Below are 10,564 nucleotides of genomic sequence, written 5' to 3'. Positions count from 1 at the left end.
CCTGCTCCCCCATGTCTATCGCCCTCACCGTTAGAATGCTCAATAGCACAGTTGTCAGCATTTGTCAACTCCTTGCCCTCTTGGTCATTAGCGTAGGGATTATCAAAGCCCTAACCATTTATCTGCGGCGCGCCCTGTTTACTTGGGAATCCGGGCAAGCCTTCCAAGAAGGTCGCCTAGAACTCGGTTATTCCTTCTCCTTGGGCTTAAGCTTCCTCGTGGGGGGAAGTATCCTCAAAACCACCATTGCCCCGACTTGGAACGAAATCGGACAACTCGCCGCCATCATTGCCCTGCGAACAGTTTTAAACCATTTGTTATTAAAAGCCATTGCCAATCATACCCAAACCCCCAACCCCGAACCCCCCTGGCAAGGTCTGCTAACCCCCATCACCCCCCAAAAACCCCCCCATGAGTCCACCTCATCCCCTTAATCCCCTACCCTATAATTGCTGCAAATTGTGTCCAACAAATTGCCAATTGTCCCATTCCCATCAACAATAAATTATGGCGAGTCAATTAAAAAAGAACATGAAAGCCTCTGAAATTATGACAACACAAGTCGTTACAGTGCGGGGTTCTGCCACTGTAGCCGATGCCGTCAAACTGATGAAGGACAACCAGCTACGCGCCCTCATAGTTGACCGTCGTACTGATGAAGATGCCTATGGCATCGTTACCGAAACGGATATTGTTTATAAAGTCACAGCCTACGGCAAAGACCCCAAAAAAGTGCGGGTTTACGAAATCATGACTAAACCCTGCATCGTCATTAACCCCGACTTGGCTGTGGAATACGTCGCCCGTTTATTCTCTCAAGCTGGGATTCGCCGCGCCCCCGTCATTGCTGACACCTTACTGGGGATTGTGTCGGTGAGTGATATCCTCAACAAGAGTGATTTTGTCGAAAAGCCTAGAGAATTGACCTTAGAAGAGGAAATCATCAAGGCCAGAGATGCCGCAAGAGCCGTTTGTGCTGAAAAAGGCGCAACCTCTCCCGAATGTGCCGCCGCTTGGGACATTGTAGAAGAATTACAAGCCGAAGCCGCCCACCAACGGGCAATGAAACCCCCCAAAACCTATTTTGAGGAGTATTGTGAAGAACATCCCGATGCTGTAGAAGCTCGGATGTACGACACTTAGGCAATAGAAAGCTTTAGACTCTAAGTCACCTGAAAAAATAGTCTAGATTTTGCCGTCTTTCTACCGTAGTCTCTAATCTTAGACCTCTGGGGTCATTAGGCTCAAACTCCTATTACACCGTTCTTAAAACAGCTTTTTAGGATGTGTCTGTTCCCCACTAGAGACTACGGTTTTTGTCATTTTGAATCACGTCATCAACCTTAAAACCATGAGTACAGGGAGACGTTGGACGAGAGATGAGCAACTCATTGTTTTAAACTTGTACTGTAAATTGCCCTTTGGACAACTACATCAGCGCAACCCCAGAATTATAGAAGTTGCGGACAAATTGGCGCGAACTCCCGCTAGTATTGCCATGAAACTGGTTAATTTTGCGTCTCTTGATCCAAAGTTACAAGCTCGCGGTGTTCAAGGATTAAAAAATGTCAGTCGTGCTGATCAAGCCCTTTGGCAGGAGTTAGAAACTAACTGGGATGAGGTTTTACTGGAAAGTGAAACTCAAATCAATGCTCTTTTAAATCCATCCCCTCCCCAACAAGAAGAATCGGGATTAGCAATAGTTTCTCCCACATTTAATATAGCAACAGAAGTTACTCGACAGGTCAAACAAAGGATTAGACAAAATCTATTTCGAGAGATGGTTTTAAGTGCCTATAATCACCAGTGTTGTCTGACGGGAAACCCCGTTCCTGAATTGTTAATTGCCAGTCATATTTTACCGTGGAGTCAGTTTCCAGAACAGCGTATGAATCCCCATAATGGTTTATGTTTAGCCAGAACACAAGATGCCGCTTTTGACCGAGGACTAATTAGTTTTGATGAAAATTATGGCCTATTAATTAGTTCTCGCTTGAGAAATTTTCTCCCCCATAAAACGTTACAAGATAATTTTTTAGATTATCAGAATAAACCTCTACAATTGCCCCACAAGTTTTTACCAAGTTCTGAGTTTTTACAATATCATCGAACTCATATTTATCAAAATTAATGAAGTAGTGGGCATTTTTTAGCACATTATCCAGCATAGTTAAGTGAACAAGGTTTCTAACACAAACCAGTTATAGTGCTGCGCGCTACTGTGATTACAGGTTAGAATAAGGTGGGTTGACAAAAATCCCAGGAAACGACTTATGGCGATCGCGTACAGTGAAGACTGCGGCTTTTCAGTACTGTAACTACAAAAGCGCGCAGCGCCTATATCATATATTTGCCCAGATTTTGTAGTAGAATTGCGCTCTGCTTCGGATACTCTCAAGTCTCTACAAGATAAAATGCAGGAGTATCTGGACAATGGAGCTAAGTTGGGTTGGTTAATTGACCCGAAAAATAGAAGGGTGGAAGTGTATCGAGTGGGTTTAGAAGTTGAAGTCTTGTCAAACCCAACAGAGTTGTCCGGTGAGGAAGTCTTATCCGGTTTTGTGTTAAATATGGGTCGAGTGTGGGGTGAGTAAGAGGGATTTTTTGCGATCGCAGCCGTTCATTTCTAACCACTCCCAATGATTCTCGTTACTTAGGGTCTGCTGAATATCCCTCTCGGCAACGACCTAAATCTCATAACTAGAAGATTGGAGGGTGAACATTTTGGCATAGAGGCCATTTTGTGCCATTAACTCCTGATGACTGCCGATTTCCTGAATGGCCCCCCCTTCTAAGACTACAATCCGATCGGCCATGCGCACAGTTGAAAAGCGATGACTGACTAAAAAGGTGATTTTTCCTGCTGCGAGTTGGCGGAATCGTTGGAAAAGATCATATTCGGCGATCGCATCTAAGGCCGCCGTAGGTTCATCTAAAATGAGAATCTGGGCAACACTCATAAAAGCGCGGGCTAATCCCACTTTCTGCCACTGCCCCCCGGATAATTCCCGCCCCCCCGGAAACAATTTCCCCAGCATGGTGTGATAGCCTTGTTCAAAACCATTAATCATCTCATCTGCCCCCGCCTCAATTCCCGCTTGTTGAATCAGTTTGAGATTATGATGCTCTTTTATGTTGCCAAATCCGATGTTATCAGCAACGGTTAAATGATAGCGGGCAAAATCTTGAAAAATAATCCCTACATTTTGCCGTAATTCAGTTAAATCAAACTGGTGTAAGGGAATTCCATCAATAGTAATTTCGCCGTCACTCACATCATAAAAGCGGGTTAAAAGTTTTAGTAAAGTTGTTTTTCCTGCCCCATTGACCCCTACTAAAGCAATACTTTCTCCCGGATAAACTACTAAATTTAAGCCGTTTAAACTCGGTTTTTTTGCCCCCGGATAGGTAAAGCTGACCCCTTTGAACTCTAAGCCTTTTTGGATGGTTAAGGGAAACGTATGGGGATGTTTAGGATTTTTAACGTAGGGTTCTAAGGCTAAAAAATCAAAAAATTGACTCACATAAAGGTTCACTTCATATAAACTGGCAATGTCTTCTAACATCCCCTGCATTGCGCCTTGAGCTTGGCGAAAAGCCCCAGCATACATGGTGAGAGAACCGATGGTAATTTGACCGCGTAAGGTTTGAATCACAATCCAGCTATAGGTGCCATAAAAGCCGAGTTTTGATAGGAGAGTTGATCCCATTCGCGCCCAAGCTTGTTGAGCAGAAAGTGCTTCTACTTCGCGGTTGAATTTGAACTTGACATTGTACCATTGTTTTAACAAATAATCAATTAAATTAAATAACCGAATTTCCTTGGCAAAATCTTGATGGGTTAAAATTCGTTGCAAATAATCGGCAAAGCGACCACTTTGGGTTTGTCGTCGCAGCACTTTGAAGCGTTTGCCAGAAAATTTTACGCCGATTAAAAAGGCGGGAATTGAGGTGAGTAATAATAGTAAAGTGGCGAGGGGGCTAAAGCTAATCATTAGGCTTAAGAGGGTGATTAACTTAACACTTTGCCCCAGAAAGCTGGTGAAACTAGCCAGCGCCCGCACGGGGTAGGTACTCCCACTTTGTTGAGCGCGACTGAGGAGGTCGTAAAATTCGGGAATTTCGTAGTGGGCAAGGTCTAAGCGGGTGGCTTGACGGAGGAGAATATTACTGGCGTAGAGGGTAAAGCGATCGCTTAAAACTTGCCCCCCATAGGTCGAGAGTTCTTTTAAGCTATCGGTAAACAGGGTTAAGGTTAGGGTCGCTAAGACCAAGACAAACACCTCTGACCACTGGCTGGAGGGTTGTCCTATGGTGGCTAAAATACGGTCTAGGGTCAGTTTGCCAATATACAACTGAAGGGCGGGTAAGAGGGAAGCAATAAACGTGGTCAATAAGGAAATCAGCAGCCATTTTGGACTAGCAGACCAGACTAAACGCAGCAGTCGGGGAGTGGTGGCAAGGACGGCAAAAAAGCGTAATTTCACTCTTTTTTCTCAATGGAGGGGAATCAATTGACAATTGAGCATGGGTTCAAAAATCAGTCATGATCAATTGTCAATTATTCGTTATCTGTCGATTAGGTCGAGGGAAGCGCGCAACCCAACCATTCACGGCTTAACTGTAGCAAACCCTGAAATATTTGATCTGATTCAGAATCACGCTGATACGGGAGGCTCAATCAGTTGGGCTTCGGCGTTAAGTAAGGACTTCAAGAGGGATTGTTTCTTGATATAGGGGAAGGGTTGAGCTAAGGGGTCTAAACCTAAGAAAGGACAGAGTTTGTCCCAGCCTTCTCCTGCGCCGATATTCAGGACTAAGAGGGAGTCGGGGCGATCGCAAAAATAATCTAAGGTGTTTTTATAATGCAGGTCATAGACATAGGACATCCGCTCCCGATTGAACTCATAACACCCGTAGACGGTACTCCGCAAGAAGCGCCGAATGTGCAGATGAATTTCCTTCTCTATCTGGTTGTTAGCATCAAAAGCCGGACGATTGAACCAGTGTTTCTCAAGGGAAGTGAGCCAGCTTTCCTTATCCCGCACCGTCAAAATGAATTTACTGCCGGGGAACAGTTGATCCAATTGGGGATAAAAGGCCGAAACGGTAATGTCGGTAATGCCATCAAAATGATCCAACAGCGAAAACTTATAATTCCCTTCCGTTAACTCGCGCAAGGTTGTTTCATCTTCGGGGTAGTGAATAACCTTAAAGCCTAAAATATGTAGCGCGCTGGTGAGGCTTTTCGTCCCAGTGCGACTCAAACCCAGACCGAAGATTTTATAGGGGGAACGGGGTTGAGCGGGGGGTTCAAGGGTACCGGCTCCCACCTGTACCAGTTGCCAAGACCAGATTTTTTTTGTCTGTTGGTCAATTTCGGCTGGGGTAAGTTCTCCTTGGGGGGGTAAGTCTAACTGAGAGATGGCGTTTTCGGCAATTTCTGGCAGACGTACAATATAGTCGTCAATCTCAGCGGGGGTGGAGTTTTGGGGAACGGCGACTCGGGTTTGTGCGATCGCCAACTTAGCAATCTGAAAATCCACCTCCTCAATATGTCGCTCCCAATATTGTTCGGCTGCCTCTAATTCCCGGCGATTTTCCTCCGTGCGACTTCGCAGTTCTCGCAGTGCCATCTTCGCATAAATATGATCGTAGCGTTGGAAATAATCATGCAAGATACGGAAAGTCTTAAAATTCTTATTCGCCTTCATCCGAGAAAGTGCCATCGAGCGCAGTCGAGATTCAGGTCGCAACACATATTTTTCATCATTTTTGGGCGGTTTAATTTGCGCCATCAACCGCACCACATCCACTCGGGTAATATGCACCCCTTGATGAATATGTCCCCGGAATTTATCTAACACATAACAATCCACATAGGGGAACTCATTACGCTGGAGAAAAGCCTGCATACTTTCCATCAGCAAGCAGTCCGCATCCATAAAAACTACGAAATCACAATCATAGTCAATCTGGAGCATTTGCTGCACGGCCGCCGAAAAAGGGCGCACATTTTCAATTAAATGCACTTGATTGGGTTGAATTTGCTGGATCGCTAAATCCAGAGCAATATCACTGGTTCGCTCGCCAATCGTCCGAAAAACGAGATCAATTTTTTTGTTCATTTAGTTTACCGCAGTGTTCCACTCAAAAGATTGATTGATTTCACCAGCCAAGTCAGCAAATAAGGTCTTTTGCTCCTCGGATAGTTCAGTTTGCCACCGCACATCTAAGACAATTTCTGGTTTGTGGCCTTGATAATATTGACGGTTCATCGAAGACATCCGACCTAAAAATTTATCCTGTGCATTAGCTTTATTTTGGGCAACCAAGTATTGTGTTCCATTGTTTCCCCCTAACACATGATACTCGCGGTTGCCATAATTGATCATTTCTGGTTCGTAGGCAATATTTAAAAACTCACATAAACGTTTTAATACTTCATCGGTATTTGTCGCTAATTCTTCGTAGTGAACAATTATTTTAGGCCCTGTAAACTCATCAAACAAAGCTTGAGCTTTGTGGATATTCTCTAACCAATCCTGGATAATCTTTGTTAAGTCTCGCTCTGGGTACTTGCGGCGATAAGAATTAACCACAGCCCGACCATCCCTTTGCAGGAAAACTAAGTAAGGTTGGGCCGTTGTTAACTTTAAATAATTCCATTGCTTACGAATCCAATGGGCTCCAGAAGTGGAATCAATCATCAAGGTTTTCTCTTGATGCTGCGTTCGCCAGATGCGTTGAGTCAATTGCTCATAGAGATCCTGTTCTGGGTTGAGAAAAAGTTCTCCCCAGATGGGACAGTCAGCACCACAAAATTTACAAAACCGCTTACGAGCAGGAGCGTTTTCTTTACCAATATATTGGCTTTTGTTTCCTTCTCCACAAAAAAAACTACTGGAATGATTGCCTAATAATAATCCTAATAAAGTAGAACCGGAGTGACCTGTTCCAGCCATAAAACAAACTTTTTGATTAATTCTTGGATCTGGGTAGTTCAAGGCGTTTCAATCACCTCTATTTGTAGTTAATTGGCTACAATATATAACATTTGTATTAAATGAGAAAAATCAGCATTTATGCGGATCTTTCAGATGGCATATTATGTTATTCCGTCGTCAAAATTACCATCTGGAATAATAAATTACTAATCATCAACAATCAACGATTGAGTACAAAGTAGCGAAATAGTGCAATGTTTATTAATGGAGCATTACGACAGGTGATTAAGAGTTGATGATTAATAATTAATAATTGTTAATTGTTCCCGATTCTCCAGTCAACAGCAAGCCCTAGTTAACGCTCCAAGACGACACAATCCCCGGCTGACCAACCAATAAACACCTCCCGATCAGGTTGTAACCCCAAAGCACTATCCCCCGGCTGCATTACGATCACCGTTTCCCCGGTTTGTACCAACTCCACCCCATACTGTTGGCGTGTCCCTAAGTACATGACATACCTTAAGCGCCCCTCATAACAATTCTGCCAATGGGGTTGGGGTTCAAGACTTAAGTGAATTTTTTCCGGTCGAATACTAACCCGGACTGGAGAGAGAGACTGTACTGGCACTGAACTACTACTGAGAGGAGGAATGAACATGGGGAGTCCTTGGTGCGTCACGAGGGTAACGCGGTCTGGGGTGACTTGGGCGCGATCGCCAACAAACAAATTGGTATCCCCAATAAAGTCCGCCACAAAAGCCGTCTGGGGAGATTGATAAATCTCATTAGGGGTTCCGACTTGTTCAATTTGACCAGCTCGGACAACGGCAATCCGATCAGATAAAGATAACGCCTCCTCCTGATCATGAGTCACCATGACAAAGGTTAACCCTAATTCCCGATGGAGTCGGGAGAGTTCCACCTGCATCTCCTTCCGGAGTTTAAGGTCTAAGGCCCCGAGGGGTTCATCCAACAACACCACGGCCGGACGATTGACCAAAGCCCGGGCTAAGGCCACGCGCTGCCGTTGTCCCCCCGAGAGTTGATTAGGATAGCGTTGGGCAAATTTTTCCATCTGTACCCCTGCTAAAGCCACCCTAACCTGCTCTTCCCGTTCAATCCGAGGAACCTTTCTAATCTTTAAGCCAAAGGCAATATTTTCCGCCACCGTGAGGTGATTAAATAGAGCGTAACTTTGAAAAACCGTATTCACCGGACGACGATAGGGCGGGATGCGATTCATCCGTTGAGATTGAATCAAAACATCCCCGGCCGAGGGAGTCTCGAAGCCTGCAATCATACGCAATAGAGTTGTTTTGCCACAGCCTGATGGGCCGAGAATACTAAAAAACTCCCCCTGACGGACTTGGAGGTTAACTCCATTGACGGCTGGTTCTCCGTCAAAAACCTTGAACAACTGCCGTAATTCAACATCAAGGGGTCCTGCCCCCTCATTTGTCGAAATTTGTGTTTTGATTAGAGTAGAATCCATTGCAGATTGTTTATCCCCACTTTGAGTAAAACCTCTGAGTTATTTGCTATTTTATTGGCTAATAGAGGAAAGACGAATAACCCATGATGCGAGCCGTTCATCCAACCACCGTTCAACCTGCGTCCAAAGTTGGACCCAAACAAACCTCCCGCACTGTTGGGCGGCAATATCAGTCTGTCTTTATTATGCTGATGATTAGCCTCTTACTGTTAGGGGGCATTGGTTCTCGTTTAGCTTACCTTCAGTTAGTCGAAGGCGATCGCAACAAAGAACTCGCCGAAAATAATCGTATTCGCCTCATTCCGAAACAACCCGTCCGAGGTACCATTTTCGACCGCAAAGGCCGCATTCTAGCCAGCAGTCGCCTCGCCCACACCGCCTATGTCTGGCCCCTCGCCCAAAAATACGACACTTGGGATCAAACCGTTAAACGCCTTGCCCAAATCCTCAACATTCCCGAGGCCGACATTCGCACCCCAGTAGAAGATGCAGGCTACAACTCCCCCACTCGGGTAGCCGTGGGTCGAGACTTAACAGAAGCCCAAATCACCGCCATTAAAGAATACAGCGCCGAATTACAGGGCGTAGATGTAGATATTGAACATATCCGCAACTACCCCAACAAACAAGTCGGCGCCCACATTCTCGGTTATACCGGAGAACTCAACGCCGAAGAACTGGCCGAACGCCGCAAAGACGGCTACCGTCTGGGGGATATTGTGGGGCAAATGGGCGTAGAACAAGCCTATGAACACCTCCTGCGCGGGGAGTGGGGCGGACAACAAGTGGAAGTCAACGGCGCGGGTCAAGTGGTGCAGATTTTGGGTCAGAAACAAGCCAAAGCGGGAAGAGATGTCACCATTACCCTAGATTTAGACCTGCAAAAAGCCGCTGAACAAGCCCTAGGCAGTCGTCGAGGGGCTATTGTGGCCATTGACCCCAATAATGGGGCTGTCTTGGCAATGGCCAGTTTTCCCACCTTTGACCCCAATATTTTCTCCTCCCGCATTACCCCGGAAACGTGGCAGAAACTCCAAGGCCAAGGCAACCCCTTTGTCAACCGCGCGTTACGCGGGTTTCCCCCCGCGTCTACCTTTAAAGTGGTGACAGCAACAGCTGGGCTAGAATCGGGCAAATATCCCCCCAATACCATCCTCCCCACTTTCGCCTATTTGCGAGTGGGGGGCATGGCATTAGGGGAATGGAACCGGGCTGGTTTTGGTCCGATGGGCTATGTCGGAGCGATGGCTTGGAGTAGTAACACATTCCACGGCCAAATCGGTCGCGGTGTGGGGGGTGAGGTTTTAATCGACTGGGCCCGTCGTTACGGTTTTGGTTCGAGAACAGGAATTGAGTTAAAATCCGAGGCCCCCGGTCTGATTGCTGATGATGAATGGAAACGAAGACAGTTTAACTGGGAGTGGACGGTAGGGGATACGATCAATATGTCTATTGGTCAAGGATTCACCCAAGCTACCCCCCTGCAAGTGGCGGTGATGTTTGCGGTGCCGGCTAATGGGGGTTATAAGGTGAGGCCTCATTTAGTGGAAGACCCCAGTAAGAGTAATTCCGATTGGCGAGAGTCTTTAAACCTGAAACCCTCAACCCTTGATGTTTTACGGAAATCTCTGCGGGCGGTTGTCACCAATGGTACGGGAGGAGCGCTACAAAGTGAGGGCATTCCTACTCCGGCCGGGAAGAGTGGCACGGCGGAAGCCCCTCCGGGGAAAGCTCATGCTTGGTTCGGGGCCTATGCGCCCTTTGACAAGCCGGAAATTGTGGTGGTGGCTTTTGCAGAACATTCTGGAGGTGGTGGGGGGTCCCTCGCCGGTCCGATGGTGGCTCAGGTCATGGAGGCCTATTTCCGGGGGAAGAATAACCCTCAGCCTTAAATAGGGCTTGCTGCAAAAACCCAACCCTAGACTCAACAAGGGAATAGGTAATAGGTAATAGGTAATTGATAATTGACAATTGACAATTGATATTAGAAACCGGGTTTTTGCTAGGGTGTATCGAGAAAACTAGACAATGAACGCAACCCGGTTTCTGGCTAAAGTTAGTCAATGACATTACACCCGACTCCTGACCTCCCCTCTCCCCCGCTCCCCCGCTCCCCCGCTCC

8 protein-coding genes and 1 pseudogene are annotated in these 10,564 nt (G+C 46.3%); 5 read left to right on the top strand and 4 right to left on the bottom strand.

Annotated elements, in window-relative coordinates; genetic code table 11:
• Positions 1–11 precede the first annotated feature (11 nt).
• The 4 genes and pseudogenes from K4A83_RS20320 to K4A83_RS20305 form a co-directional block, all read left to right on the top strand.
• Positions 12–434 carry a DUF1622 domain-containing protein gene (locus tag K4A83_RS20320; RefSeq protein WP_407810247.1) on the top strand — a complete coding sequence of 141 codons (423 nt, stop codon included), beginning with the start codon at positions 12–14 and terminating at the stop codon, positions 432–434.
• A 97-nt stretch (positions 435–531) separates the two neighbouring features.
• Positions 532–1,143: a CP12 domain-containing protein gene (locus tag K4A83_RS20315; protein ID WP_265266522.1), complete on the top strand. Its 612-nt coding sequence runs from the start codon at positions 532–534 to the stop codon at positions 1,141–1,143.
• 208 nt (positions 1,144–1,351) lie between these two features.
• Positions 1,352–2,131, top strand: coding sequence for an HNH endonuclease (locus tag K4A83_RS20310; RefSeq protein WP_265266521.1), 780 nt, complete (start codon positions 1,352–1,354; stop codon positions 2,129–2,131).
• Positions 2,132–2,348: 217 nt separating this feature from the next.
• A pseudogene (locus K4A83_RS20305) lies at positions 2,349–2,594 on the top strand (Uma2 family endonuclease); the annotation flags it as partial.
• 93 nt (positions 2,595–2,687) lie between these two features.
• Here K4A83_RS20305 and K4A83_RS20300 read toward each other — a convergent pair.
• The 4 genes from K4A83_RS20300 to K4A83_RS20285 form a co-directional block, all read right to left on the bottom strand.
• Positions 2,688–4,487 carry an ABC transporter ATP-binding protein gene (locus K4A83_RS20300; protein WP_265266520.1) on the bottom strand — a complete coding sequence of 600 codons (1,800 nt, stop codon included), beginning with the start codon at positions 4,485–4,487 and terminating at the stop codon, positions 2,688–2,690.
• Positions 4,488–4,658: 171 nt separating this feature from the next.
• Positions 4,659–6,128, bottom strand: a complete 1,470-nt coding sequence (locus K4A83_RS20295) for a sulfotransferase family protein (protein WP_265266519.1) — start codon at positions 6,126–6,128, stop codon at positions 4,659–4,661.
• Positions 6,129–6,965: a sulfotransferase gene (locus K4A83_RS20290; protein ID WP_265266518.1), complete on the bottom strand. Its 837-nt coding sequence runs from the start codon at positions 6,963–6,965 to the stop codon at positions 6,129–6,131.
• A gap of 337 nt (positions 6,966–7,302) precedes the next feature.
• On the bottom strand, positions 7,303–8,442 hold the full coding sequence (locus K4A83_RS20285) for an ABC transporter ATP-binding protein (RefSeq protein ID WP_265266517.1): 1,140 nt from the start codon (positions 8,440–8,442) through the stop codon (positions 7,303–7,305).
• 83 nt (positions 8,443–8,525) lie between these two features.
• On the opposite strand from K4A83_RS20285, the gene mrdA reads away from it, so the two are divergent.
• On the top strand, positions 8,526–10,334 hold the full coding sequence (gene mrdA / locus K4A83_RS20280) for a penicillin-binding protein 2 (protein ID WP_265266516.1): 1,809 nt from the start codon (positions 8,526–8,528) through the stop codon (positions 10,332–10,334).
• Positions 10,335–10,564 lie beyond the last annotated feature (230 nt).

Source organism: Spirulina subsalsa FACHB-351 (genome assembly GCF_026130165.1).
Lineage (GTDB): Bacteria > Cyanobacteriota > Cyanobacteriia > Cyanobacteriales > Spirulinaceae > Spirulina_A > Spirulina_A subsalsa_A.
Note: the sequence above shows the minus strand (reverse complement) of the source record. Positions and strands in the feature narration are given on the sequence as shown.

Coding starts and splice junctions, on each gene's coding strand:
- K4A83_RS20295 (WP_265266519.1), bottom strand. CDS start 6,128: ATGAACAAAAAAATTGATCTCGTTTTTCGGACGATTGGCGAGCGAACC.
- K4A83_RS20310 (WP_265266521.1), top strand. CDS start 1,352: ATGAGTACAGGGAGACGTTGGACGAGAGATGAGCAACTCATTGTTTTA.
- mrdA (WP_265266516.1), top strand. CDS start 8,526: ATGATGCGAGCCGTTCATCCAACCACCGTTCAACCTGCGTCCAAAGTT.
- K4A83_RS20320 (WP_407810247.1), top strand. CDS start 12: ATGTCTATCGCCCTCACCGTTAGAATGCTCAATAGCACAGTTGTCAGC.
- K4A83_RS20315 (WP_265266522.1), top strand. CDS start 532: ATGAAAGCCTCTGAAATTATGACAACACAAGTCGTTACAGTGCGGGGT.
- K4A83_RS20285 (WP_265266517.1), bottom strand. CDS start 8,442: ATGGATTCTACTCTAATCAAAACACAAATTTCGACAAATGAGGGGGCA.
- K4A83_RS20290 (WP_265266518.1), bottom strand. CDS start 6,965: ATGGCTGGAACAGGTCACTCCGGTTCTACTTTATTAGGATTATTATTA.